Source organism: Streptomyces sp. 3214.6 (assembly GCF_900129855.1).
Lineage (GTDB): Bacteria > Actinomycetota > Actinomycetes > Streptomycetales > Streptomycetaceae > Streptomyces > Streptomyces soliscabiei.
This window is the reverse complement of record NZ_LT670819.1, coordinates 6,547,451-6,571,945: the sequence shown is the minus strand read 5'-3', so window position 1 is coordinate 6,571,945 and position 24,495 is coordinate 6,547,451. Positions and strand designations below refer to the sequence as shown.

Genomic DNA, 24,495 nt, shown 5'->3' with positions numbered 1-24,495 from the left:
CCGTAGGGGACTACCCGGAGCCGTACTCACGGCCCCTGATGGTCACGCCCTTGCCATCGTCACGCCCTCGCCGTGGTCACGCCCTCGCCATGGTCACAATCTCGCCATGGTCACGCTTCGTGACGGTCCCGGTGCTGTTCACGCCGGAACGATGTTCACCAGCTTCGGCGCCCGCACGATCACCTTGCGGATACCGGCCCCGCCCAGTGCGGCCACCACAGCCTCGTCGGCCAGCGCCGCCTTCTCCAGCTCCTCGTCGGAGATGGCCGGGGACACCTCCAGCCGCGCCTTGACCTTGCCCTTGATCTGCACGACGCAGGTCACGCTCTCGTCCACGACGTACGCCGGGTCGGCGACCGGCAGGTCCTGGTGGACGACCGAGTCGGCGTGGCCCAGCCGGCGCCACAGCTCCTCGGCGATGTGCGGGGCCAGCGGCGCGACCAGCAGCACCAGGGGCTCGGCGACGGAGCGCGGCAGCGCGCCGCCGGCCTTGGTCAGGTGGTTGTTCAGCTCGGTGATCTTGGCGATGGCCGTGTTGAAGCGCAGGCCCTCCAGGTCCTGGCGCACCCCGTCGATCGCCTTGTGCAGGGCCCGCAGGGTGTCCTCGTCGGGCTCGGCGTCGACGACGGTCAGCTCGCCGGTGTTCTCGTCGACGATGTTGCGCCACAGCCGCTGCAGCAGCCGGTACTGGCCGACCACCGCGCGCGTGTCCCACGGGCGCGAGACATCCAGCGGGCCCATCGCCATCTCGTACAGGCGCAGGGTGTCGGCGCCGTACTCGGCGCAGATCGCCTCCGGAGTCACGGCGTTCTTCAGGGACTTGCCCATCTTGCCCAGCAGCCGGGAGACCTTCTCGCCCTGGTAGTAGGACGCGCCGTCGCGCTCCTCCACCTCGGCGGCCGGCACCGGGAAGCCGCGGCTGTCGCGGTAGACGTAGGCCTGGATCATGCCCTGGTTGAACAGTTTGTGGAACGGCTCCGCGGAGGAGACATGCCCCAGGTCGAACAGCACCTTCGACCAGAAACGGGCGTACAGCAGGTGCAGCACGGCGTGCTCGGCGCCGCCGACGTACAGGTCGACGCCGCCGTGCGGCTGGCCCGCGCGCGGGCCCATCCAGTACCGCTCGATCTCGGGGTCGACCAGCTTCTCGCTGTTGTGCGGGTCCAGGTAGCGCAGTTCGTACCAGCAGGAACCGGCCCAGTTGGGCATGGTGTTGGTCTCGCGACGGTACTTCTGCGGGCCGCGGCCGTCGCCCAGGTCCAGCGTCACATTGACCCAGTCCTCGTTGCGGGACAGCGGCGTCTCGGGGGACGTGTTCGCGTCGTCCGGGTCGAAGGTGCGCGGCGAGTAGTCCTCGACCTCCGGCAGCTCCAGGGGCAGCATCGACTCGGGCAGCGAGTGCGCGATGCCGTCCTCGTCGTAGACGATCGGGAAGGGCTCGCCCCAGTAGCGCTGGCGGCTGAACAGCCAGTCACGCAGGCGGAAGTTGACGGTGCCCTCGCCGATGCCCTTGCGCTCCAGCCACTGCGTGATGCGCGCCTTGGCGTCGACGACACCCAGGCCGTCCAGGGAGATCTCCTCGTTGGAGGAGTTGATGATCTTCGCGTCGTACGACCCGACGGCGTTCTCCCAGGTCGAGGTGTCGGTGCCGCGGTCGTCGGTCGGCTCGACGATACAGCGGATCGGCAGCTCGAAGGCGCGCGCGAACTCGAAGTCGCGCTGGTCGCCCGCCGGGACGGCCATGATCGCGCCGGTGCCGTAGCCCATCAGGACGTAGTCGGCAACGAAGACGGGGACCTGCTCGCCGTTGACCGGATTGGTCGCGTACACGCCGGTGAAGACGCCGGTCTTGTCCTTGGCCTCGGCCTGGCGCTCGACGTCGGACTTCGAGGCGGCCTGCGCGCGGTACGCGGCGACGGCCTCGGCCGGGGTCGCGTGGCCGCCGGTCCAGACGTCGTGCGTGCCCTCGGGCCAGGCGTCCGGGGTGAACTTGTCGACCAGCGGGTGCTCGGGCGCCAGCACCATGTAGGTCGCGCCGAACAGGGTGTCGGGGCGCGTGGTGAAGACGGTGATCTGCTCGCCGTCCACGGGGAAGTCGACGCGGGCGCCCTCGGAGCGACCGATCCAGTTGCGCTGCTGCAGCTTGATGGCCTCGGGCCAGTCCAGGGCGTCCAGGTCGTCCAGCAGGCGGTCCGCGTAGGCGGTGATGCGCATGTTCCACTGGCGCAGCTTGGCCTTGAAGACGGGGAAGTTGCCGCGCTCGGAGCGGCCGTCGGCGGTGACCTCCTCGTTGGCCAGCACGGTGCCCAGACCGGGGCACCAGTTGACCGGCGCGTCGGAGGCGTAGGCAAGGCGGAACTCGCCCAGGACGTCGGCGCGCTCGGTGGCGGTCAGCTCGCTCCACGCGCGCGTGTGCCCCGGAACGGGACGCTCACCGGACTCGAACCGGGCGACCAGCTCGGCGATCGGGCGGGCCTGGTTCGCCTCGTCGTCGTACCAGGAGTTGAAGATCTGCAGGAAGATCCACTGGGTCCACTTGTAGTAGTCCGGGTCGATCGTGGCGAACGAGCGGCGCTTGTCGTGGCCCAGGCCCAGCCTGCGCAGCTGGGACTTCATGTTGGTGATGGCGGCCTCGGTGGTGACCCGGGGGTGCTCACCGGTCTGCACGGCGTGCTGCTCGGCGGGCAGGCCGAAGGCGTCGAAGCCCAGGGTGTGCAGGACGTTGTGGCCGGTCATGCGCTGGAAGCGCGCGAAGACGTCGGTCGCGATGTAGCCCAGGGGGTGGCCGACGTGCAGGCCCGCACCGGAGGGGTACGGGAACATGTCCATGATGAACTTCTTGGGCCGCGCGACCAGCTCGGCGTCACCGGCCAGGTCGCCCTTCGGGTTCGGCGCGGCGTACGTGCCCTCGGCGTCCCAGAAGTCCTGCCAGCGTGCTTCGATCTCGGCGGCCATGGCAGCCGTGTAGCGGTGCGGCGCGGCCTCCGCCGGGACAGCGGCGGCAGCGGGGTTCGTCTCGCTCATGGTCCTCAAAGCTCCATCGATCGTCTCTGCCAGCGGCATGTCGTCCAGGAAACGAAAAATCCCCTCGCACAGGAGGGGACGCCGCGCCGATTCCGAACCGTCCGTTCACCGGCGGTCGGGACTGATCAGCGCGGCTCGCTAAGCAGAAGGCGTACAGCACGCATGGCGTTAGGGTACCGCAGGCCTTGAGCAGGCCGCGACGAACTTACGTATGCATGGTCGCGACAACGTTGAGGAGGCGAGAACGGGGGGGTCGAAGCTGAGCCAAGGCCAATGGTTACTTCGCGTAACAGTCGCTATAGGACATCACACCAGCCACATCGTCGTTTCATAACAACGCAATAACTCAAACCTCGTACCCATCGGTATGGAGCCACTTAGAGTTCGGCAGCGGGACCGCTTTCCCGAAACTGCTCGGAGTTGCCCCCATGAACCCTCGTCCTAGTTACAGCTCGCTCCCCAAGCCCGGCCGGTCGGTCTACGGGTTGGCGACGGCTGTCGTCCTGGTCCTCATACCCGTGGTCGTGCTGGTCGGCGGCGACCAGGTGCAGGCCTTCCTCAACTTCGGTGCGGGCGTCCTGTCGCTGGTATCCCTGACCTGCTCGGTCATCTGGGGCCTCGTCGCCCAGGACCGGCTCATCCTCAACACGCGTCAGCGGATCCTCGCGCAGGGCATCCACCGCGTGACCGCCGTGGGCTCCATCGCGTTCCTCCTGGTCCACATCACGGTCAAGCTGGCACTGGAGCACACCGTCCTGATCGCCGCGCTGATCCCCTTCAGCCTGGGCGTCAAGGGCAGCGCCGGGCTCATCGGTCTCGGCTCCCTGGCCGCACTCCTCATGATCTTCGTGGGCATCACCGGCGCGCTGCGCAACCAGTTCGCCGCGCCGGCCGAGGTCGCCGCCCGCTGGCGCGCGATGCACATGCTGGCCTACCCGGCCCTGTGCGCGGCCCTGATCCACGGCTTGTACGCCGGACGCGCCGCGAAGCCGTTCTTCATGGTGTCGTACGAACTGTGCCTGGCCGGGGTCATGGCCGCCCTCGCCCTGCGCGCCGCCCCGCGCCCGTTCAAGCGCAAGGTCGCCGACCGCCTCACCGCACTGCTGGGGGGCTCCCAGGAGCGCTCCATGGACGGCCTCGAGGCGTCACGCGCGCGCGTGGCCGAGACCGGGTCGTCCGCGCTCCCCGGCTACGAGGGCCGCCCGGCCCGCTCACCGCTGACCGACACAACGGGCTCCACCCGGATGAGCCCGCAGGCGTCGCCGCTGTACGGCACGCCCGCCGCCCCGGAGCCCGCCAACGGCTTCGCGGCCGCCTACCGCGCGGTCAACACGCCTCCGCGCGGTCAGCAGCAGCCCTTCCCGGCCGACCAGACGGCTCGCATGAACATGCCGTTCGACGTGCAGGCCACCGAGGCGATGCCGCGCGTCGACAACGGCGGCAGCACCTCGGGCAGCTGGCCGATCCCGTCCCCGCCGCCGGTCGGCGAGGCGCCCCCGTCGGCCTACGACCCGCTCCAGGACACCGGATTCAATATCCCGGTCTATGACAATTCGGGCACCGGTGGACGTGACGTGTACGACACCAGTGAGACGAACCCCCCTTACGGGACGTACAACCAGAACGACACGTACAACAGCGGTCCCGCCAATGAACCATCGCCCGGCGCGTCGTTCGACGCACCGGGTTCGGGCGAACCTTGGAACACGCCTTCCGGAGGCTATAGGTGAACGAGGCCCTGCCCGACGTCCCAGAAGTCCGCGTGGTCGGCCTTCCGCAGCTCACGTCGGGCTTCGACCTTGTCGAGAGACTCGACCTGCCCATGCACCTGAAGGTGCATGGGCCGCTCGAACCCCTGGGCGGAGAGGCGCTCGCGAAGCTCTCCGAGAACATCAACCTGAAGGGCCGCGGCGGCGCGGGCTTCCCCTTCCACAAGAAGCTGCGCTCGGTCGCCGAGGCGGCCATCAAGCGCGGCGTACGGCCGGTCGTCGTCGTCAACGGCAGTGAGGACGAACCGGCCTGCCGCAAGGACACGGTGCTCATCAATCGTGCCCCGCACCTCATCCTGGACGGCGCGCTGCTGGTCGCGGAGGCGTTGGGTGCCCGCACGCTCGTGGTGGGGGTCACCCGCGAATCCACCCAGCGCTCCATGGAGGCCGCGCTCGCCGAACGCGGCCTCAGCAACGGCCGTAGATCGGCACTGAAGGCGTTCGTCCAGCGCAACCCGATCCGCATGGTCACCGGCGCCGCCGCGTCGCTGATCCGCTCGATCGACGGCGGCCCGCCGATCCCGCCCGGCCGCAAGGTCAGCGCCTCGCAGAACGGCGTCGGCGGCGCGCCCACCCTGCTGTCCAACGCCGAGACGTTCGCCCAGCTGGCCATCGCCGCCCGCATCGGCCCGGAGCGCTACGGCAACACCGGCCTGTACGACGAGCCGGGCACCGTCATGCTGACGGTCTCCGGCGCGGTCGCCCGCCCGATGGTGATCGAGGTCCCCACCGGCGTGCCGCTGCGTTACGTCCTTCAGCTCGCCGGCGCTCCGCCGGTGCCCCAGGGTGTGCTGACCGGCGGTTACCACGGCAAGTGGATCGACGCGGCGACGGTCAACGAGGCGATCGTCTCCCGCAATTCCCTGGACGCGGTGGGCGGGGCGCTCGGCGCCGGCGCCATCCTGCCGATCAGCCAGGAGACCTGCCCGCTGGGCGAGTCGCTGCGGGTGGCACAGTGGCTGGCCGACGAGAGCGCCGGTCAGTGCGGTCCCTGCTACCTCGGTCTGCCGGCCGCCGCGCGCGGCATGGAGGACATCCTCAACGGCGGCGGCCCGGCCGCCCTGGAGGCGCTCAAGCAGGTCGCCAAGAACGTCAAGCGGCGCGGTGCGTGCTCACACCCGGACGGCTCCGCGATGTTCCTGGAGTCGACCATCAAGGCGTTCACGGACGACCTGGCCGCGCACGTCCTCGGCAATGGCTGCGGACGGCCCGTGGAGGGCGTTCTGCCGCTCTTCGAGGCGGGCATGGCCCCGGCGGGCATCACGAGCGGCAGCGCACCGGAGGAGAGCGGCTCCAGCCGTCAGAAGATCTTCGTCGACTGGACGCTGTGCCGCGGGCACGGCCTGTGCGCCGACATCCTCCCGGAGGTCTTCCAGCTCGGCGCCGACGGATTCCCGACGGTGGCGCAGGCGAAGGTGCCGCAGTACGCGGAAGCCAAGGCTCTACGCGCGGTGCGTCGCTGCCCGGCACTGGCCCTGCGCATCGAGGAGGACACGCGCGCACAGGCGCCCTCCCGCAACCTCCCGGTCCTCTCCCAGGGCCGCGGCCGTCGCGCCCTGGGCCGCTGAGCGACGTAACGACGCGAGGGGCCGCCTGAGTACAGGCGGCCCCTCGCGCTTTCCCCGGCCGGATCTGACGGATTGTCCGGAACGCAAAAAAGATCCCGCCGGATCGAATCCGATCCGGCGGGATCTGCTGTGGAGCTAAGGAGAATTGAACTCCTGACCTCCTGCATGCCATGCAGGCGCTCTACCAACTGAGCTATAGCCCCTCGCGGTCATGCGGTGGAACCGCATCTTGACCGTGCCACCCGGTTTCCCCGGCGGCGACGCCAACTTTACCGGTCCGGGGGCGGACCACCAAATCGCTTCCGCCCTGTCCGCTTTCACCCGAAATAAGAGGTGGGGTGGTGTGCGGGGTCAAGCGGTGACGAAGGAATAGAACCGCTTGAGCGTGCAGTGCTCCTCGAGAAGCCGGCCGTAGATCGGCTCGCCCTCCAGCTCGCGGTACGTCTCGATCGGGTCGCCTTTTATGATCAGCGCCCGCGCGCATTCCTCGCACCAGTACTGGTAGTCGGGGTTGACCGGCTCCATGTCACGGACGATCGGGGTGCCGCTTCCGCACCAGTCGCACTTTCGCCTGTGTGCACCCATCGATCAGCTCCAGCTGTGGCCGCAGGCCGTGCACACGTAGGAAATCCCGCCGTTGTCACCGAGAACCTGGGCCACATGGGCGGAACCGCAGGAGGGGCAGCTGAGCCGGGTGGCCTTGTCCCGTGTCACCACCGCTTCGGAGAGGTGACCGACCTCTCCGAAGATGCTCGCAGGCATCGCTACTCCCTCCCGTCGGGCCGCGCCCCCTTCCGGCCGTTTGATTCTGCCACGGCCGGGCCAATACGGTCAGCGACGCCTCAGTACCAGTCCGGACACGGCACCGAGGACGGCTGTCGTAGCGAGCGCGAACATGCATGTGAGAAGCGCTTCCGAAGAGGTATACGCCTCCGGTGCCCCAAGTGACTCAAGCCGGTTGAAGAACAGTGTGCCGAAGACCGCCACGCCGATCAGCTGCCCGAGCTGGGTGACCGTGGCGAGCAGCCCGCTGGCGTCCGCCGCGTCCTCGGGCCGCACCGCCGCCAGCGCCCCGGTGAGCGTCGGGCTGAAGGCGAGGGCGAGCCCGACGCCCACGCCGGCGTACGCCGCGTACAGCCACACGCCCCCGTGATCACCGCCCCTGAAGGCCAGCCCCACCCCGGCCACGGACAGCGCTGTGAGCGTGAACCCGGCCGGGGCCAGGGCCCCTTGCCAGGAGGCGGGCCACCTGCGCCAGGTCAGTCCGACCACCCCGAAGACGACCGCGGTCGGCGCGAAGGTGAGACCGGCGCGCAGCGCGCTGTAGCCGAGTCCGCCCTGGACGTGCAGGGTGAGCACGAACAGGAAGCCGCCGTTGACCGCCATGACGACCATGACGCGCAGGGCGGCGAGCCCCATCCCGGCGTGACGCAGCACACGGGGCGCGATCAACGGGGCACCGCCGCGCCGGGCGAGCCGGACCTCGTAACGGAGGAACGCGACGAACACGAGCGCGCCGACGGCCAGCGACACCCAGGACCACACCGGCCAGTCCTCCTCCTGCCCGAGCACGAGCGGCACCGTGACCAGCGAGACGGCGGCGCCCAGGAGCACGAGACCGGGCCAGTCCAGGCCGCGCGCCCCTTTTCGCACCCCTTCACCCGCCGCTTCCCCCTGCGCTCCCCCGCCACGCGGAAGGACGCGCCTGCCGACGGCCAGCAGGACGAGGCCCACCGGCACGTTCACGAGGAACACCGGACGCCAGCCGGTGTCCAGCAGATCGGCGCTGACCAGAACGCCGCCCACCACCTGCCCGGCCGCCGCGCCGACGGCGAGGACCGCCGCATAGGCGCCCAGCGCCCGTACCCGGGCCTGGCCGGTGAAGGTGCGCTGGATCAGGCTCAGCACCTGCGGGATCATCACCGCCGACCCGGCGCCCTGCACCAGCCGGAACACGATCAGCTCGGTGCTGCCCTGGGCCAGCCCGCAGGCCAGCGAGGCAGTCGTGAAGAGCGCGAGCCCGACGAGGTGGACGCGGCCGTGCCCGTACCGGTCGCCGAGGCGCGCGCCGGTGATCAGCAGCACGGAGTACGTGATGGCGTAACCGGCGACGACCAGTTGGAGGTCGGCGCCGGAGGCGTTCAGGTCGGAACCGATCGTGGGGGCCGCGACGTTCACGATGAAGACGTCGAGCAGTGCCATGAACTGGGCTGCGAGTACGACCGCCAGCAGCCGCCGAGGCCGATTGTCAGTGCCAGGGTCTTTACTGGCAGCAGGACTTGAAGCGGGTGGCACGGTCGCGGGGACCGGCCCTGTCCGGGATGTCGTCGTCATGCCGTCGAGCGTGCCGAGGATCCGGTACGGGTGCCGAGAGCCCGCTGATGCTGGTACTGACAGCACCTGGCAGGGAACGGGTGGGGAATCGACCATGGGGGACGTGACGATGGGGACGAGGACCGAGCCGGAAACGGGGAGTACGACCGGGCCGGGGGCAGCACATCGGCGCCGGCCCGAGCTGGCGGCCTTCCTGCGCAGCAGGCGGGCCCGGGTGACACCAGGGGACGTCGGGATGCCGCCCGGGCTGCGGCGCCGCACACCGGGACTGCGCCGCGAGGAGGTCGCGCAGCTCTCGGGCGTGGGGGTGACCTGGTACACATGGCTGGAGCAGGGCCGGCCGATCAACGCCTCCGCGCAGGTCCTGGACGCCGTGGCGCGCACGCTGCGCCTCGACGCGCCGGAGCGGGAGCATCTGTACCACCTGGCGGAGGTACCCTACGCGCCCACGCCGGAGGCTCTGGCGCACAGCGTGGGCCCGGAGATCCGGGGCATCATCGACGCCCTGGCTCCCCGACCGGCGGTGGTCTACAACTCGCGCTACGACATCCTCGCCGCCAACCCCGTCTACCGTGACCTGTTCATCACGCCGGTGGAAGCTTGCGCCCCGGGGCCCGACAACGCCCTCTGGCGGCTGTTCACGGTGCGGGAGGAGGACTGCCCGCTGATGTTCCGGGACAAGGAGCTGCCGGTGATGGTGGCGACCCTGCGGGCCGCGTACGGGCTGCATGCCGGTGAGCCCGTCTGGGAGGACTTCATACGCAGGCTGTCGGAGGCCAGCACGCTCTTCGCGCGCCTGTGGGGGTCCGGTGACGTGGCGGAGCCGGGCCGCCGCGTGAAGGTCTTCCGGCACGCGGCGGTGGGCGAGCTGCGGATGACGTCCACGTCACTGTCGATCAACGGCATGCCGGAGTGCCGAATCGTCGTCTACACGCCGAACGACGAGGAGACGGCACGGCGCGCGGCCCTGCTGCGGAAGGAGGCATCAAAAAATCCCGCCCCCTGAGGGACGGGATCTTCGTGAACCGATCTCGACCGATCTTTGACAACTCAACAGAGTGTCGATCAACCGACCAGCCGATCTGTGGAGCTAAGGAGAATTGAACTCCTGACCTCCTGCATGCCATGCAGGCGCTCTACCAACTGAGCTATAGCCCCTTATGTTCTCCCCGCTCGGCGGGCGAACAAGAAGAACTTTAGCCTGCGACCTGCCGGAAAGTGAAATCCGGGTCCCGGCCGCCCCCAGGGCGGTCAGTCGTCGTCGCCGAGCACCGGTTCGGGCAGGGTGCCGGCGTTGTGCTCAAGCAGACGCCAGCCCCGAGCGCCCTCGCCGAGGACGGACCAGCAGCAGTTGGAGAGACCGCCGAGGCTCTCCCAGTTGTGCGCCTCCAGGCCGAGGAGGCGGCCGATGGTGGTGCGAATGGTGCCACCGTGGCTGACGACGACGAGCGTGCCGTCCTCGGGCAGTTTCTCGGTGTGCCGCAGCACCACGGGAGCGGCGCGGTCGGCGACCTCGGTCTCCAGTTCGCCGCCGCCGCGGCGAACCGGCTCACCGCGCTTCCACGCGGTGTACTCCTCTCCGTGGCGGGCGATGATCTCGTCGTGCGTCAGCCCCTGCCACACGCCCGCGTACGTCTCACGCAGGGCCTCGTCGTGGGTCACCTCCAGGCCGGTGAGCGCGGCGAGCTCGGCGGCCGTGTTCGCGGCCCGCGACAGGTCCGAGGCGACGATCGCGTCGGGCTGCAGGGAGGCGAGCAGCCGGGCGGCGCGGCGGGCCTGCGCCACGCCGGTCTCGGTCAGCTCGACGTCCGTCGTGCCCTGGAAGCGACGCTCCACGTTCCAGGCGGTCTGGCCGTGCCGCCAGAGGATGACACGGCGGCCACGGCCCGGCCCCCGGTCGGCGGCTTCGGCAGGGGCACTCACCGCAGGTCCCCGAACCCGGCGGCCTCGTCCTCCTCGGCCTGCAGTTTGGCGTGCTCCTGGGCCTTGCCGCGGGTCGCCTTGGCGTCGGCGGGCAGCTCCAGCTCGGGGCAGTCCTTCCACAGCCGCTCGAGGGCGTAGAAGACACGCTCCTCGCTGTGCTGGACGTGGACGACGATGTCGACGTAGTCGAGCAGGATCCAGCGGGCGTCCCGGTCGCCCTCTCGGCGTACCGGCTTGGCGCCGAGCTCCTTCTGCAGGCGCTCCTCGATCTCGTCGACGATCGACTTGACCTGACGGTCGTTGGGAGCGGAGGCCAGCAGGAAGGCGTCCGTGATCGACAGCACATCGCTGACGTCGTAGGCGATGATGTCGTGCGCGAGCTTGTCGGCGGCCGCCTGTGCGGCGGCGGTGATGAGCTCGATGGAGCGGTCGGTGGCGGTCACTACGTGGCTTTCCGTCGGCGGACACTTGTGCTCAAGGGTCTCACGGACCGCCGACGGCACCCCACGCGATTAAGCGATCACCCCGACGCCGAGGGCTTGTAGTCCTCCCCCAGGACGACCGCCACGTCCGCGTTCCCGGGGACGGTGCCCTTCTTCACGGCGCCGTCGTCCAGGCCCAGGGTCTTGGCGACCTGGGTGGCGTTCTCCTTGTCGGCGGCGTCCGCGTAGAGCACCTGGGAGGTGGCCTTCGTGCTCGACGGGGTGCCGGCGTCCAGGAAGGTGAAGCCGCCGTTGAGGAGCACCACGCGCGCGTCCTCGGTGTTGGCCTTGGCGCCGCTGGCGTTCTGGACGGAGACGCTGACGGCCGCGTCCTTGTCGGGGCTCTTCGCGGTGCCGCCGAGGACGTCCTTGACGACGCCCGCGCTCGCGTCGGCGCTGAGTGTGCCGTCGGTCCGGACGGGCAGCAGGGTGGTCTTGTAGTCGCCGCCCTTGGCGAGCTCGGCGAGTTTGGCGAGGAAGGCGCCGAGTTCCTTGTCGCTCAGCGAGGGGTCGAGGATCTGCGCCAGGGTCTGGACGGTGACGGTGGCGCCCTGCGCGTCGGAGGACACCTTGCGCAGCACGCCCTGCATGACCTGGCCGAACCGCTCCAGCTGGGCGTTCTGGGCCTCGCCCGCGGCACGGTAGGTGGCGTAGGCGACGGCCATCTTGCCGCTGAGGGTCTGGTCCGCCCCCTTGGTGACGAGCGGGGCCTCGCCCTTCTTGGCGCCGGGGGCGGGCACGGCCGTGTCGGTGTCGACCTCGATGTTGCCGACGAGGTCGACGAGGTTCTGCAGGTAGGGGGTGTCCAGACGCCAGGTGCCCTGGATCTGGGTGCCGAGGACGGTGTCCAGGGCGTCGCGTGTGCCGGCCGAGCCGTCGTCGTCGACGGACTTGGCCAGGGTCGTCGTGGTGCCGTCCTCGTCCGTGAGAACGAGGGAGTTGGGCAGCAGGACCGTGGTGGCCTGCTTGGTGGTGGTGTTGTCGACGAGCAGCACCGTGGCGGTGCCGCCCCCGGCGGTGTTGTGCAGGTGGACCACGATCACGTCGCGTTTCTGGGCGGCGGTGGCGGTCGTGGTGCCGGTGCCGGAGTTCGAGGACGACGACAGACCGGGCAGCTTTCCGGCGTACCAGAGGTAGCCCACCCCGCCGGCCGCGAAGACCGCCAGGACCACGACGAGGGCGACCAGGCGGCCGCGGGCGCGGCGCTTGGCCTCCTCGCGGCGCTCGGTGCGGTTCTCGGTGAAGTTCAGCCAGTCGATGACGTCCTCGGAGTCACCGTCAGGTTCCTCCACGAAGGCGAACTGCTCGGTGTGGTACTCCCGTTGGGCCGCCGCGTCGTCGGACCCGGCTTCGTTCCCGTTCCCGTTCCCAGTGCCGTTGCCGGTGCCGGTCCCGGTCCTGGTCTCGTTCTCGACCGGACCGGCCTGCTGCGGGATGTAGGCGGTCTGCTCGGCGACGCGGGGCTGTTCGACCCGTGGCTGCTGACCGCTGGTGGCGGTGTGCCCGTAGGGGTCGTACGGGGTCTGGGTCGCGGTGCCGTAGGGGTCGTAGCCGACGGGGGCCTGGCGGCCGGTGTCGTACGCGGAGGTGGGCGGCTGCTGACCGGTGTCGTACGGGTCGTAGGCGGGCGTCTGCTGACCGCCCGTGGCGTACGGGTCGTAGCCGTACCCCTGCCGGCCCTGGCCCTGGGGCTGGCCCTGGGGTTGACCCTGGTGCCCGCCCTGGTTCTGGTGCGGTTGGCTGCCCTGCTGCCCGTACGGGTCGTAGGCCTGCTGCGGCACCTGCTGGGGCGGGACCTGCCGGTAGACGGGCTGCCCGTACTCGTCGTAGCCGACGAGTTCGTAGGGGTCGTCGCCGTACCCCGCGTCGTATCGGTCGTTCACCGGTACCCCTCTCGGCTCACTCGCCGCGGTACAGCTCGCGCTTGTCGATGTAGCGCACAACACCGTCCGGCACCAGGTACCAGACGGGGTCGCCCTTGGCGACTCTCGCACGGCAGTCTGTGGAGGAGATGGCGAGCGCGGGCACCTCGACGAGCGAGACGCCCCCCTCCGGGAGGCCGGGGTCGGACAGGACATGTCCCGGCCGGGTGACCCCGATGAAGTGCGCGAGGGAGAACAGCTCCTCGCTGTCCCGCCAGGTCAGGATCTGGCCGAGGGCGTCCGCACCGGTGATGAAGAAGAGGTCGGTGTCGGGGTTGAGGGCCCGCAGGTCGCGCAGGGTGTCCACGGTGTAGGTGGGGCCGCCGCGGTCGATGTCGATGCGGCTGACCGAGAACTGCGGGTTCTCGGCGGTCGCGATGACCGTCATCAGGTAGCGGTCCTCGGCCGGGGAGACACTGCGGTGGGTCTTCTGCCACGGCTGGCCGGTCGGGACGAACACGACCTCGTCCAGGTGGAACTGCGCGGCGACCTCACTGGCCGCCACGAGGTGTCCGTGGTGAATCGGATCGAACGTCCCGCCCATGACGCCGAGGCGGCGCTTGCCCGGGTTCGACGGGCCGGTAGGCATGTCCTGCTCTCCCATGCGTGCAGACCCTACCGGCCCGGTTCCGGGGCCCCGGCCGGCGGATGCCCGGAGCGCCCCGCTATGCCGGACTGCCCGTCGGTGAACACGTGGTGTCTCAGCGGTCGCGGTTGAAGCGGGTGGTGATCCACAGCAGGAGCAGCAGGATGACGAAAGCGCTGCCGCCGGTGAGGTACGGGCTGAGGCTCTCGTGGTTGCCGCCGTGCTCCTCGCCCTCGGCGGCGAGGGTGACCAACTGGGCAGCGGTGCTGTGAAGGCTCATCTTCGGCAGGACCTATCCGGTGAGGGTGGGATAAAGATGTCGGCCCATCGTAAGCGGGCGGCTCGGCGGCGATCACGCCGACTCCGCCATTGGGAACCTTCCCGACGGCTCAGTCGTCCTTCCGCTTGTAGCCCCGCAGCAGGAACCACGCGGTGAGCACACAGCCCAGGATCATCACGACCAGTACCACGCGGAGCAGATTCCCCGCCCCCTGCTGCTGGGCGGCGCCGGCGGCTTCGGTGAGCCAGGCGGCTGCGGGTTGGTGCTCCATGGCGTGGGACTCCTTCGGTGTAGTGCCCGTCCAAGGTAACTCCGCCTAGGCTGGGCCCTGCTTCGGGGGCGCAAAGGGCCGCACAAGGGTCCGTAAAGGGTCAGGTAAAGGCCACACAGACGCACATGGGGGAAGACATGTCCGACGACGGCCACGACAACGACGGCACGGGCCACGAGAACGTGCCGAGCAGGCAGCGCAGGCGCTTCCCCGGAATCTCCTCGCGTGCGTACGAGCACCCCGCGGACCGCTCCGCGCTGGTGGCGCTGCGCAAGCTGAGCGGCTTCGACACGGTGTTCAAGGCGCTCAGCGCACTGCTGCCCGAGCGGAGCCTCAGGCTGCTGTTCCTGTCCGACTCCGTGCGGGTCTCCGACCAGCAGTTCACGCACCTCAACGACATGCTGCGGGACGCCTGTTACATCCTGGACCTGGAGAAGGTCCCGCCGATGTACGTCAACCAGGACCCGCAGCCCAACGCGATGTGCATCGGTCTGGACGAGCCGATCATCGTGGTCACCACCGGGCTCGTCGAACTGCTCGACGAGGAGGAGATGCGGGCGGTCATCGGCCACGAGGTGGGGCACGCCCTGTCGGGGCACGCCGTGTACCGGACGATCCTGCTGTTCCTGACCAACCTGGCGATCCGGGTGGCCTGGATCCCGCTGGGCAACCTCGCGATCATGGCGATCGTGACGGCGCTGCGCGAGTGGTTCCGCAAGTCGGAGCTGTCCGCGGACCGCGCGGGTCTCCTCGTCGGGCAGGATCTGAAGGCCTCGATGCGCGGCCTGATGAAGATCGCCGGCGGCAACCACCTGCACGAGATGAACGTGGACGCGTTCCTGCAGCAGGCCGAGGAGTACGAGGCGGGCGGCGACCTGCGCGACTCCGTGCTGAAGATCCTCAACGTGCTTCCCCGCACCCACCCCTTCACCACCGTGCGTGCGGCCGAGCTGAAGAAGTGGGCCGAGTCCCGCGACCACCAGCGGATCATGGACGGCCACTACACACGGCGCAGCGAGGACAAGGACACCTCGGTCACGGACTCCTTCCGCGAGTCCGCCGCCCACTACGCGACCAGCGTCAAGAACTCCAAGGACCCGCTGATGAAGTTGGTCAGCGACATCGCGGGCGGGGCGGGCGACCTCGGCGGCCGGGTGCGGCGCGGCTTCGGCGGCTTCACGGGCCCGACTGCGTCGGACGACCAGCCGCCGCGCAACGGCTCGAACGGCCCGACGGACACCCCTCCTCGCGACGGGGAGTGACCGCCCTCGCGACGGGCACCGTCAGCCCTCGTGACGGACGGGAACCTGCGGCTCGAGCGACGGGGACCCGCGCTTCATGTCTTCGGCTGGGCGCTCTGCGCCAGAGCGCCGCACAGGGGCGTCGCGCCACCGGTCGCGTAGGGGTCCGTGCCGGCCGGTCCGCCCGCCTTCGCGGTCTGGCCGGCCAGCAGGGGGCGCAGGTGGTTGGTGGAGTCCTCGGCGCAGGACAGGGGGCCGGCCTGGACGTAGGACACGATCAGCTGGACCTGGTGGGTGCGCAGGTCCTCGCGGTCGAAGCGGAAGTGCAGCTCGCGGCGGACGGTGAAGAGGGAGGCCGGGGCCGTGGCGGCGCCGGTGGGCCGTAGCGCGTATACGAAGGTGTGGTCGGCGGTGACTTCGAGGGTCGCGGAGTCGGTCTCGGCGGCCTGCAGTGTGCCCTGGACTCGGATGCTGCTGTCGGCCAGCTGGGCCTCGGCGGGGTCGAAGCGGACCAGCCAGCCGGTCGGCGCGTGCCTGCCGTCGGCGGCCGGATGGCTGAAGCTCTCGTCGAACTGGTCGAGCTGGTCGGCGTCGATCAGGGCGCGCACGGGCCGCACCTGCTGCCCGGTGAGCACCTCCGGGAAGAGCGAGGAGTGCACGATGTAGTCCTTGGCCGTGATCAGCGCGGTGACGACCTGGCTGTCGGAGAAGTGCGCGGTGCTCCGCGACGGGGGCAGCGGAATGCCCTCGGCGCCGATGCGGAACTGCGCGGCGGGACTGCGCGCGAACAGGGACTCGGGGTCGGCCGCCCCGGGCACGACGCCCTGCGGGGAGAGCGGGATGACGGTCATCCGCAGGGGCTCGACGGGCCCGCGCGTCATCGCACTCTGGTAGGGGCTGCGTACGCCCATGTAGACGGCGGTACCGAAGGCCACGGCGATCAGCAGGACGAGTATCAGTGCCTGCCGGGACAGCCCGCGCCGCAGGGGCGGGCGGCGGCGGACGGCGGGCGCATGGGCTGCCATGCGCTCGTGGGCGGAGTATTCCTGGAGGCGGGCAGCACGGACGAACGATTCGTCGAAGACGACGGATCGGTACTCGTCCTCGCCACCTCCCGGAGTGCCCTCGGGTGTCCCCTCCGGTGGGTCTCCAAGCCCGGCCATACTTTCAGAGTAGGTCGCGCGGACCCCAGGTAAACGCCCTGCTGTACGACAACTTCTGACAGGTTCTCACCAGCTTCGGCCCTGTACACACGACCCTCGCACGGCCCTGCGTCGCACATGCGTTCAGGGCGTGCGTGGGTCCGCCGAGACGGGTGGCTGAGAGTAGCTGGCGGAGGCCGACGGAGGCGGCACGCTGCCCTGTTCGAGGCCGGTCGTGGCGGGCGGCGGCACCGGGTCGCGGCTGCCCGAGGACGCGCCCCGGTAGACCGCGGCGAAGGCCAGCGCGACCATGCCGACGCCCATGACAACGGCCAGCATCCAGGCCACGGGGCGGTGCCAGCGGACCTGCCTGCCATAGGTCCCGGGAGCGCCGTAGCGGCCTTCGACGAGGTCGGCGTCATCCAGGTCGTCGAGATCCGGATCATGGCCGAAAACGCCGGGTCCGTAGGCGTCGTCGTAGCGGTCGCCTCGGGCGCGGGCTCTGCGGGCCTCGGCCTCGGAGGCCTCGGCTCTCGCCTGCGCGGCGGCCAGGAGGCGTTCGACGGCGGTCGGCTCGTGCACCACGGCCGCCTGTACGAAGGCCTCGTCGAAGACCACGGAGGCGAACTCTTCGTCCGACACTCCGCGGTCGTGGTCGTCGTCGGGCTCCCAGCCGTCAGGGAACGGCATGCCCCCCACGTCCTCCGGCACGGATCCAGAGTAGACCTGGGGGGTCAATTTGGGCAGACGGTATGGAAATTCATTCGCCGGATGAGACGCCTGTCACGGCCCCTCCGGCCCGGCGAACACCTCAGCGCCGTACGTGCCCGTCGCCCGTGACGATGTACTTGGTGCTGGTCAGCTCCGGCAGGCCCATCGGGCCGCGGGCGTGCAGCTTCTGGGTGGAGATGCCGATCTCCGCGCCGAAGCCGAACTGGCCGCCGTCGGTGAAGCGGGTCGAGGCGTTCACGGCGACCGTGGTGGAGTCGACCAGCTGGGTGAACCGGCGGGCCGCATGCTGCGACGTGGTGACGATGGCCTCGGTGTGACCGGAAGTCCACAGCCGGATGTGCTCGACGGCCCTGTCGAGGGAGTCGACGACGGCGGCGGCGATGTCGTAGGAGAGGTACTCGGTCTCCCAGTCCTCGGGCGTGGCCTCGACCACGGTCGCCTTGGAGTCCTTGGCGTAGGCCAGCACGCGCTCGTCGGCGTGCACGGTCACACCCGCCTCCGCGAGGGCGTCGAGGGCGCGGGGCAGGAAGACGGGGGCGATGTCCTGGTGGACCAGGAGGGTCTCGGCGGCGTTGCACACGCTCGGCCGCTGCGCCTTGGAGTTGATCAGGATGTCGATGGCCATGTCGAGGTCGGCGTGGGCGTCGACGTAGACGTGGCAGTTGCCGGTGCCGGTCTCGATGACCGGGACGGTGGACTCCGTGACGACGGTCTGGATGAGCGAGGCTCCGCCGCGCGGGATGAGGACGTCGACCAGACCGCGGGAGCGCATCAGCTCGCGCACGCTGTCGCGGCCCTCGCCGGGCACCAGCTGGACGGCGTCGGCGGGCAGCCCGGCGCCGCCGACGGCGTCACGGATCACCCGGACGAGAGCTGTGTTCGATTCGAAGGCGGAGGACGATCCGCGCAGCAGGACGGCGTTGCCGGACTTCAGGCAGAGGGCGGCGGCGTCCACGGTGACGTTCGGGCGGGCCTCGTAGATGATGCCGACGACGCCGAGCGGGACCCGGACCTGGCGCAGGTCGATGCCGTTGGGGAGGGTGGAGCCGCGGACGACCTCACCGACGGGGTCGGGCAGCGCCACGACGTCCCGCACATCGGAGGCGATGGCCCGCACCCGCTCCGGGGTGAGGGTCAGCCGGTCGATGATCGACTCGCTGGTCCCGGCCTCGCGGGCCTTGGCGATGTCCTCGGCGTTGGCCTCGACGATCTCGCTCGTGCGGACCTCCAGCGCGTCCGCGATGGCGAGCAGCGCGTCGTCCTTGGCGGCCCGGGGCAGCGGCGCGAGGTCGGCGGCGGCCGCCTTGGCGCGGTAGGCGGCGCGGGTGACCGGGGACATGGAGTCGTACGGCGAAAGCGTGGTCATACGGGAAGGGTAGTGCGCCACGCGGACCCGTCCACCCTGCGTTCCACCCCGCGAGACATCCCTGAGGCGAACCTGGGGCACCCCCGAGGCGGGCCTGGCCACCCCTGAGGCGTTCCCCGAGGTGTCCCCCGAGCGCGCCCGCCCCGCGACGCACTCGCGAACGGTGTCAATAGGGGTGAACCCCGACGGGGGTCGCCGGTGCCGGGCCGTAGCCTTCCGCGATGCGCTGGTGGTAGGTCTGGCGGTCGATGACCTCCAGGCCGACGATCTCCCAGGGCGGCAGCCCCGCCGTCTGGCGGTGCTCCCCCCACAGTCGCAGGGCGACGGCGGCCGCGTCATGCAGGTCGCGGGCCTCCTCCCAGTACCGGATCTCGGCGTGATCGCCCGCATATCTGCTGGTCAGGAGGAAGGGGTGGTCGTGGGCGAGCTGTTCGAGGGCGCGCCGGACCTCCTTCACCGGGGCTTCCTCGCCGGACACGCTGAGGGTGACGTGCCACAGCCGGGCGACCTCCACGGGCTGCTCGCCCTTCGCCTCGGCGGCCTCCTGGGCCCGGTACCGCTCACCGGCCGCCACACTGGTCAGGGCGCGCTCCTCGCCGGGCGCCCGCGACGACGAACCCGCCGCGCGTGACGACGCCGACCCGGCCGTACGCGAGGACGACGCCGAGGACGCCGACGACACGGACGACGTCGATCCGGTTTCGCCGGTACTCCCACGGGTCGCTGCCACCCCAGGGCGCACTCGTCTCACGACGGCCTCCTTTACGCAGCGCTCGTGCGGAATGTGTGCCGCGGTCGCCCGCCGGACTCCCGCAGCCTGTCCCTGACACAAAGTTGAGCAGGCCGCACGCCTTCGTGGGGCGGTTTCACGGAACGTCCCCCACCGGTACGGACCGTTCGAGCGGTTTACGGGTGCAGGATCACCAGGTCGTCCCGGTGGACGACCTCGCGTTCGTACTCCGCGCCGAGCTCCCGCGCCAGATCCCGGGTCGACCGGCCGATCAACTGGGGGATCTCCTTGGCGTCGAAGTTGACGAGGCCGCGGGCCACCGCGCGCCCGGCGGTGTCGCGCAGTTCGACGGGGTCGCCGGCGCTGAACTCGCCCTCGACGGCCGCGATCCCGGCCGGCAGCAGCGAGGTGCGCCGCTCGACGACCGCCCGCACTGCCCCGTCGTCCAGGGTCAGCGACCCCTGCGGGGTGGACGCGTGCTGAAGCCACAGCAGCCGGTCCGCCGAGCGTTTGCCGGTGGGGTGGAAGTAGGTGCCGGTGTCGCCGCCGGTGAAGGCGTCGGCCGCGTGGACGGCGCTGGTGAGGACCACGGGGATGCCTGCGGCGGCCGCGATCCGGGCGGCCTCGACCTTGGTCACCATGCCGCCGGTGCCGACGCCCGCCTTGCCGGCGCTGCCGATGTCGACGTGCGCGAGATCCGCGGGGCCGCGCACCTCGGCGATCCGCGAGGTGCCGGGCTTGCTGGGGTCGCCGTCGTAGACACCGTCGACGTCGGAGAGCAGGACGAGCAGGTCGGCGTGGACGAGGTGGGCGACGAGGGCGGCGAGCCGGTCGTTGTCCCCGAAGCGGATCTCGTCGGTGGCGACGGTGTCGTTCTCGTTCACGATCGGGAACGCACCCATCGCGAGCAGCTTGTCCAGGGTGCGGGAGGCGTTGCGGTGGTGGGCGCGCCGGCTCATGTCGTCGCTGGTCAGCAGCACCTGGCCGACGCGGACGCCGTAGCGGGCGAAGGAGGCGTTGTAGCGGCCCACGAGCAGGCCCTGGCCGACGCTCGCGGCGGCCTGCTGGCGGGCGAGGTCCTTGGGGCGGCGGCGCAGGCCCAGCGGGGCGAGGCCGGCGGCGATGGCGCCGGAGGAGACGAGGACGATCTCCTTCTCTCCCCCGCTGCGGCTCTTGGCGAGGACGTCGACGAGCGCGTCGACCCGGTCGGCGTCGAGGCCGCCGGAGGCGGTGGTCAGCGACGAGGAGCCGACCTTGACGACGATCCTGCGGGCCTCGCCCACGGCCTGCCTTGCCCCTGCCACCTTGTTCTTCGCCCCTCGCGTAGGTCCACGGCTACCCGCCAGGCAATCTACGCGAACAGGGGCGCAGGCCGCGCGCGGGTTTCACTTCGCGGACAGTGGCGGAGCGATGACCGCCCACTCACGCTTCGCGTACGGCAATAAGGTCGTATCGCTTCCTCACGCCGCCGCGGGTCCCCCCGGTCTGACCGTGCGCCGGCGGAGTCTGCTGAGCCTTCGGCGGACCTTGCGGGTGAAGCCTCGCAGGAAGGCTTCGGTGGGGTCCTTGCGCCAGCCCGGGTACGCCTTGGCCTCGCGGGGTTCGGCGAGGTAGACGCGGTCGGGGATGCCGGCCTCGGCGGAGCCGTAGTGCGGGTAGGCCAGATAGAGCTGGGTGTTGCGCTTCTTCAGCACCGGCGTCGGCTCGGTCTTGGCCTGCATGAACTCGAGGACGTCCACGAGGAGGTCGGCGCGCTGCCGGGCGACCAGCTCCAGGCGCAGCCGCTCATGGACGTTGAGGCGTTGGGCCACGCCCTCGTTCCAGTAGGCGTCCATCAGCGGCTTGGCCAGCTCCAGCTTGGTGCGCCGGATCTCCTCGTCGTTCTTCAGGAAGATGGGCCCGAACTGCGGCAGCACGGTGACCAGGAACGGACGGACCATGAGCACATCACGCTTGGCGCCGGGCGGAACCAGGCGCTCCAGCAGGCCCATCAGGGCGCGCGCGGAGTCGAAGCGCAGCGTGTAGCTCCCGGTCTTCGTCACCTGCTTGCCGTCGGTGCGGCCCACCAGGTAGTAGCAGGTGTAGTCGGCGACCACGGAGATGCCGTCGGCCCGCAGATAGGCCTCCATGGTGAACAGGGCGTCCTCGCCCGTCCACAGGGACTCGTCGAAGCGCATGTCGTGCCGGGTCAGCAGCTCGCGGCGGAACAGCTTCTGCGCGCTCAGCGTGAACTTGATGTTGGAGGAGAACACGTCCGTACGCCCGACGTTCTTGCCGAACATCGACTTGGCCGCGTTGCGGTTGACGCCTTGGATCTTGCCGAGGACGACGTCCGTGCCGTTGGCGTCGGCCATGGCGACCATGCGCTCCAGGGCCTCGGCGCCGAGCCTGTCGTCGGCGTCGAGGAAGAACACATAGCGACCGGTGGCCTTGCCGAGGCCGACATTGCGCGGGCCGCTGGGGCCGCCGGAGTTCTCCTGCCGGATCACGGTGACGGCCATGGGGGCGCGGGCGGCGAACTCCTCCAGGTACTCCCCGGTGCCGTCCCGGGAGCCGTCGTCCACGGCTATGACCTCGATGCGGGCCGGGTCCAGCGTCTGTGCCTCGACCGATGCCAGGCATTCGACCAGGTACGGCATCGCTTCGTACGCCCCGATGACCACGGTGACGTCAGGCTGCGCAACGGTCACTGTTCCCTCTCACCACGCAACTGTCCCCCCAATGAACCTCTGGACATCCGGTAGACGATGGATGAACAGAGAGGGTTGCCTCGGTTTCCCCACGTGTTCCATTTCACAGGATGCACGAAAGGCCGGGCCCCTCGGAGATTATCCCTCCGAGGGGCCCGGCCTCAGCACACGTCCGTCAGGCGGGCGTCAGACGGCCGTCACACCCTTGGGCAGTTCCGCCTCGTCGTCCGGCGGGCCGTCCAGCGGATCCATCAGCACCGCGCCGTGGGACTCCTGGCCGACGTTGCGTGCCTCGGCCTTCAGCGCCAGGTCGGTGAGCGCGGTGTCGAACCGTTCGAGGGACGTGGGCTCGTCGGTGCCGAGCAGGTACTCCTTGAGTTCCTTGCGGTCCTTGGCCAGCGGATCGGCCCCCGGGTCGCGCACCGCGTCCAGCAGCTGGTCCAGCTCGGCGGCGCTGTTGCTGAGGAGCACCGCCGCACGCACCGCGGTGTTCTGCCGCCGGAACTCCTCCGCGCCCAGCTCCGCGGAGTCCGTCACCGCATACGGCTTGCCGCTCGCGATGAAGTCGGAGACCACGCTGGAGATGTCGGAGACCATCGCCTCGGAGGCGTTGAAACAGTCGTACAGCCGGGGTCCCGCGCCGGTGATCACCCGGTGCTCGAAGGAGGGGAAGGAGCGCCAGTAGGTCTCGTTCCACTCGGCGCGCAGCCGGGCGGCCTCCTCGTGCTTGCGGACGTCGACAATGCCGTCACGGCTGGTCACGGCCTCGTCGGCGCGCTCGTCGAAGGCCAGCGAAAGGCCGTCCAGGCGGGCCTTGAGGCGGGTCAGCTCGGCCTTGGCCTTCGCCTGTGAGGCCGGGTCCGCGGTGAAGCGGGAGTCGGCCGCGCGCTCGGCGGCCGCTTTCTTGATCAGGGCGGTGATCCGCCGGTGCGCGGCGGCCGCCTTGGCGCTGCGGTTGCCCGTGAACGGGTGCGGCTTGTACAGGACGCGGACCGGGGGCTCCGCCGCGATCAGCTTCTTGACGATGTTCTCGCCGGCCAGGATGAGCGAGGTGTTCCCCGGGTTGTCGTCCCAGCCCTCCCAGGTGGGCGCGTAGAGAACCGTGGGGATCCGGTCCCTCGGGGGAGCGTCCTGCCCGGCCGCGATCGGCGCGAGCTGCGGGCGGCCGACCTCGACGACGTCCTCGTCGCGGATGCCGACGTCGGCGATGGCGTACCGGTCGCGGCCTGCGCGGCCCGCGACCCACACCTCGTCGTAGGCCTTGGTGAACGGGTTGACGCTGGCGGCCTTGTCGCTGTCGCCGTGGCCGATGAACACGTGCTTCATGGTCGGCACGCGCAGCAGGTGGATGTTCTTGCCGACGTTCGCGCAGTACAGCGCGACCCGCACCATGGACAGGTCGAGGTTCATCAGATGGATCCCGCCGGGCACGCAGATGACCGGCACGGAGGTGGGCGCCATCTTCTCCAGGATGGTGCGCTCCCGCAGGAGGATCAGCGGCCGGGCCTCCATCTGCTCCATGGTCTCCAGCCACATGTTGACCTGGTAGGCGGAGTCGTCGGAGCCGGAGAAGTACAGCACCGTCTCCGGGCGGTACTCGCGCAGCCAGGCGCTGACCGCGGCCAGGACCTTGGGGGCCCTCGGCGGGAGCCGTCGCCCGCGCAGGTGCGGCACCAGGGCGAGGACGTACAGCGTGCCCAGGCCGAGCGTGACGGCGATGCCGGCGTAGCCCGGGCGCACCGAGTCGGTGAGCGCGCAGACGAGCAGGCCCACGACGGCCGCGAGGTCGAGGTGGAGCATCTTCACGGTGGCGCGGCGCAGCAGGAGACGCGGCGGGGCGTCCGGTATGCGCAGCCGGGAGGCCATGTCGACGTTCCTGGTCGCGACCGGCATCTGACGGCGCTTACCGATCAGGGTGACCAGCGCGCCCTGCGGGGCCTGAAGACCGAAGAACACCGTGAAGCACGCGATCGCCGCGTAGAAGACCGGCTCCTGGGAGAGGTCCAGTCTCGCCAGCAGCAGGATCAGCAGCAGCTCGCGGACCAGGAACCGGGTGGACAGACCGGCCCGCACCTTGGACAGCAGGCCGATGAGGCGGCTGCCCTTGCGGTGGAGGTAGAGGTCCGCCAGGTACGTCACGGCGGCCGCGGCGGCGAAGGCGGGGGCGCTCGGGACGAGCGCGGCCGCCATGAGGCCGGGGTAGCCCAGCATCATGAGGACCGCCGCGGCCAGTTCGGCCGCGGAGCCCACCCGGGCTACGCGAATAGCGGTGGATATCACGGAGAAACCTGCTCTGGGAGGGGGCCGGTCATAGGTGCCTAAAAAGTCCGGAAAATCCTTTGTGAAGGTTTCGGAGGTTTTTCGGGTGTTTCGAAAGCTTTACGGGTTCAGGCCTCTGTGAATTCTCCGTAAACAGGGAGCCACAGAGGCCTGAA

General features: G+C 70.2%; 21 protein-coding genes and 2 tRNA genes. 4 read left to right on the top strand and 19 right to left on the bottom strand.

The features are described from left to right. Positions 1-138: 138 nt before the first annotated feature. The gene (gene leuS / locus B5557_RS29680; protein WP_079662330.1) at positions 139-3,024 is read right to left on the bottom strand and encodes a leucine--tRNA ligase; all 2,886 of its coding nucleotides are present in this window, start codon (positions 3,022-3,024) and stop codon (positions 139-141) included. Between the two features lie 428 nt (positions 3,025-3,452). Here leuS and B5557_RS29675 point away from each other — a divergent pair, with 428 nt between their 5' ends. Beyond that, positions 3,453-4,754: a cytochrome b/b6 domain-containing protein gene (locus B5557_RS29675; protein ID WP_173877748.1), complete on the top strand. Its 1,302-nt coding sequence runs from the start codon at positions 3,453-3,455 to the stop codon at positions 4,752-4,754. Beyond that, on the top strand, positions 4,751-6,361 hold the full coding sequence (locus B5557_RS29670; protein WP_079662328.1) for an NADH-quinone oxidoreductase subunit NuoF family protein: 1,611 nt from the start codon (positions 4,751-4,753) through the stop codon (positions 6,359-6,361). The genes B5557_RS29675 and B5557_RS29670 overlap by 4 nt, the downstream gene beginning before the upstream one ends. Positions 6,362-6,491: 130 nt before the next feature. On the opposite strand, the gene B5557_RS29665 is transcribed toward B5557_RS29670, so the two are convergent. The 4 genes from B5557_RS29665 to B5557_RS29655 all read right to left on the bottom strand — a co-directional run bounded on the left by B5557_RS29665 (position 6,492) and on the right by B5557_RS29655 (position 8,695). Continuing rightward, a tRNA-Ala gene (locus tag B5557_RS29665) sits at positions 6,492-6,564 on the bottom strand. A gap of 148 nt (positions 6,565-6,712) precedes the next feature. Beyond that, positions 6,713-6,946 carry a hypothetical protein gene (locus B5557_RS29660; protein WP_003976229.1) on the bottom strand — a complete coding sequence of 78 codons (234 nt, stop codon included), beginning with the start codon at positions 6,944-6,946 and terminating at the stop codon, positions 6,713-6,715. A gap of 3 nt (positions 6,947-6,949) precedes the next feature. After that, positions 6,950-7,123: a hypothetical protein gene (locus tag B5557_RS44300; RefSeq protein ID WP_107472648.1), complete on the bottom strand. Its 174-nt coding sequence runs from the start codon at positions 7,121-7,123 to the stop codon at positions 6,950-6,952. A 69-nt stretch (positions 7,124-7,192) separates the two neighbouring features. Beyond that, positions 7,193-8,695 (bottom strand): MFS transporter, encoded by a 1,503-nt coding sequence (locus tag B5557_RS29655; RefSeq protein ID WP_269460187.1) that lies wholly within the window; start codon positions 8,693-8,695, stop codon positions 7,193-7,195. 94 nt (positions 8,696-8,789) lie between these two features. On the opposite strand from B5557_RS29655, the gene B5557_RS29650 reads away from it, so the two are divergent. Continuing rightward, positions 8,790-9,701, top strand: coding sequence for a helix-turn-helix transcriptional regulator (locus B5557_RS29650; protein ID WP_443031281.1), 912 nt, complete (start codon positions 8,790-8,792; stop codon positions 9,699-9,701). 79 nt (positions 9,702-9,780) lie between these two features. Here the strand turns inward: B5557_RS29650 and B5557_RS29645 are convergent. From B5557_RS29645 to B5557_RS44290, 7 genes are all read right to left on the bottom strand, one after another. Continuing rightward, a tRNA-Ala gene (locus B5557_RS29645) sits at positions 9,781-9,853 on the bottom strand. A 93-nt stretch (positions 9,854-9,946) separates the two neighbouring features. Continuing rightward, positions 9,947-10,618, bottom strand: coding sequence for a histidine phosphatase family protein (locus tag B5557_RS29640; RefSeq protein WP_079662327.1), 672 nt, complete (start codon positions 10,616-10,618; stop codon positions 9,947-9,949). Then, positions 10,615-11,061 carry a ribosome silencing factor gene (gene rsfS / locus B5557_RS29635; RefSeq protein WP_079662326.1) on the bottom strand — a complete coding sequence of 149 codons (447 nt, stop codon included), beginning with the start codon at positions 11,059-11,061 and terminating at the stop codon, positions 10,615-10,617. Before rsfS ends, B5557_RS29640 begins: the two co-directional genes overlap by 4 nt. Positions 11,062-11,138: 77 nt before the next feature. Continuing rightward, a complete protein-coding gene (locus tag B5557_RS29630; RefSeq protein WP_079662325.1) occupies positions 11,139-12,983 on the bottom strand; it encodes an LCP family protein in 1,845 nt (614 codons plus the stop codon). Positions 12,984-12,999: 16 nt separating this feature from the next. Further along, positions 13,000-13,626, bottom strand: a complete 627-nt coding sequence (nadD, locus tag B5557_RS29625; protein ID WP_079662324.1) for a nicotinate-nucleotide adenylyltransferase — start codon at positions 13,624-13,626, stop codon at positions 13,000-13,002. A gap of 97 nt (positions 13,627-13,723) precedes the next feature. Next, on the bottom strand, positions 13,724-13,888 hold the full coding sequence (locus tag B5557_RS44295; protein ID WP_099937333.1) for a hypothetical protein: 165 nt from the start codon (positions 13,886-13,888) through the stop codon (positions 13,724-13,726). Positions 13,889-13,997: 109 nt separating this feature from the next. Next, positions 13,998-14,159: a hypothetical protein gene (locus tag B5557_RS44290; RefSeq protein WP_099937332.1), complete on the bottom strand. Its 162-nt coding sequence runs from the start codon at positions 14,157-14,159 to the stop codon at positions 13,998-14,000. Positions 14,160-14,296: 137 nt separating this feature from the next. Here B5557_RS44290 and B5557_RS29620 point away from each other — a divergent pair, with 137 nt between their 5' ends. Next, a complete protein-coding gene (locus tag B5557_RS29620; protein WP_079662323.1) occupies positions 14,297-15,421 on the top strand; it encodes a M48 family metallopeptidase in 1,125 nt (374 codons plus the stop codon). 74 nt (positions 15,422-15,495) lie between these two features. Here B5557_RS29620 and B5557_RS29615 read toward each other — a convergent pair whose 3' ends face one another. The 7 genes from B5557_RS29615 to B5557_RS29585 all read right to left on the bottom strand — a co-directional run bounded on the left by B5557_RS29615 (position 15,496) and on the right by B5557_RS29585 (position 24,310). Continuing rightward, on the bottom strand, positions 15,496-16,563 hold the full coding sequence (locus B5557_RS29615) for an SCO2583 family membrane protein (protein ID WP_079662322.1): 1,068 nt from the start codon (positions 16,561-16,563) through the stop codon (positions 15,496-15,498). A 123-nt stretch (positions 16,564-16,686) separates the two neighbouring features. Next, positions 16,687-17,253 (bottom strand): SCO2584 family spore wall biosynthesis protein, encoded by a 567-nt coding sequence (locus B5557_RS29610; protein WP_079662321.1) that lies wholly within the window; start codon positions 17,251-17,253, stop codon positions 16,687-16,689. 100 nt (positions 17,254-17,353) lie between these two features. Continuing rightward, positions 17,354-18,640, bottom strand: coding sequence for a glutamate-5-semialdehyde dehydrogenase (locus B5557_RS29605; protein WP_079662320.1), 1,287 nt, complete (start codon positions 18,638-18,640; stop codon positions 17,354-17,356). Between the two features lie 166 nt (positions 18,641-18,806). Then, on the bottom strand, positions 18,807-19,391 hold the full coding sequence (locus tag B5557_RS29600; RefSeq protein WP_443031280.1) for a hypothetical protein: 585 nt from the start codon (positions 19,389-19,391) through the stop codon (positions 18,807-18,809). 155 nt (positions 19,392-19,546) lie between these two features. Beyond that, the gene (proB, locus tag B5557_RS29595) at positions 19,547-20,674 is read right to left on the bottom strand and encodes a glutamate 5-kinase (RefSeq protein WP_079662318.1); all 1,128 of its coding nucleotides are present in this window, start codon (positions 20,672-20,674) and stop codon (positions 19,547-19,549) included. Positions 20,675-20,830: 156 nt separating this feature from the next. Then, a complete protein-coding gene (locus tag B5557_RS29590; protein WP_079662317.1) occupies positions 20,831-22,060 on the bottom strand; it encodes a glycosyltransferase family 2 protein in 1,230 nt (409 codons plus the stop codon). A 186-nt stretch (positions 22,061-22,246) separates the two neighbouring features. Beyond that, the gene (locus tag B5557_RS29585; RefSeq protein WP_079662316.1) at positions 22,247-24,310 is read right to left on the bottom strand and encodes a hypothetical protein; all 2,064 of its coding nucleotides are present in this window, start codon (positions 24,308-24,310) and stop codon (positions 22,247-22,249) included. Positions 24,311-24,495 lie beyond the last annotated feature (185 nt).

Bases quoted from the DNA above. Each gene is read 5' to 3' on its own strand.
- leuS (WP_079662330.1), bottom strand. From the start codon at position 3,024: ATGAGCGAGACGAACCCCGCTGCCGCCGCTGTCCCGGCGGAGGCCGCG.
- B5557_RS29675 (WP_173877748.1), top strand. From the start codon at position 3,453: ATGAACCCTCGTCCTAGTTACAGCTCGCTCCCCAAGCCCGGCCGGTCG.
- B5557_RS29660 (WP_003976229.1), bottom strand. From the start codon at position 6,946: ATGGGTGCACACAGGCGAAAGTGCGACTGGTGCGGAAGCGGCACCCCG.
- B5557_RS44300 (WP_107472648.1), bottom strand. From the start codon at position 7,123: ATGCCTGCGAGCATCTTCGGAGAGGTCGGTCACCTCTCCGAAGCGGTG.
- B5557_RS29655 (WP_269460187.1), bottom strand. From the start codon at position 8,695: ATGACGACGACATCCCGGACAGGGCCGGTCCCCGCGACCGTGCCACCC.
- B5557_RS29650 (WP_443031281.1), top strand. From the start codon at position 8,790: ATGGGGGACGTGACGATGGGGACGAGGACCGAGCCGGAAACGGGGAGT.
- nadD (WP_079662324.1), bottom strand. From the start codon at position 13,626: ATGGGAGAGCAGGACATGCCTACCGGCCCGTCGAACCCGGGCAAGCGC.
- B5557_RS44295 (WP_099937333.1), bottom strand. From the start codon at position 13,888: ATGAGCCTTCACAGCACCGCTGCCCAGTTGGTCACCCTCGCCGCCGAG.
- B5557_RS44290 (WP_099937332.1), bottom strand. From the start codon at position 14,159: ATGGAGCACCAACCCGCAGCCGCCTGGCTCACCGAAGCCGCCGGCGCC.
- B5557_RS29620 (WP_079662323.1), top strand. From the start codon at position 14,297: ATGTCCGACGACGGCCACGACAACGACGGCACGGGCCACGAGAACGTG.
- B5557_RS29615 (WP_079662322.1), bottom strand. From the start codon at position 16,563: ATGGCCGGGCTTGGAGACCCACCGGAGGGGACACCCGAGGGCACTCCG.
- B5557_RS29605 (WP_079662320.1), bottom strand. From the start codon at position 18,640: ATGACCACGCTTTCGCCGTACGACTCCATGTCCCCGGTCACCCGCGCC.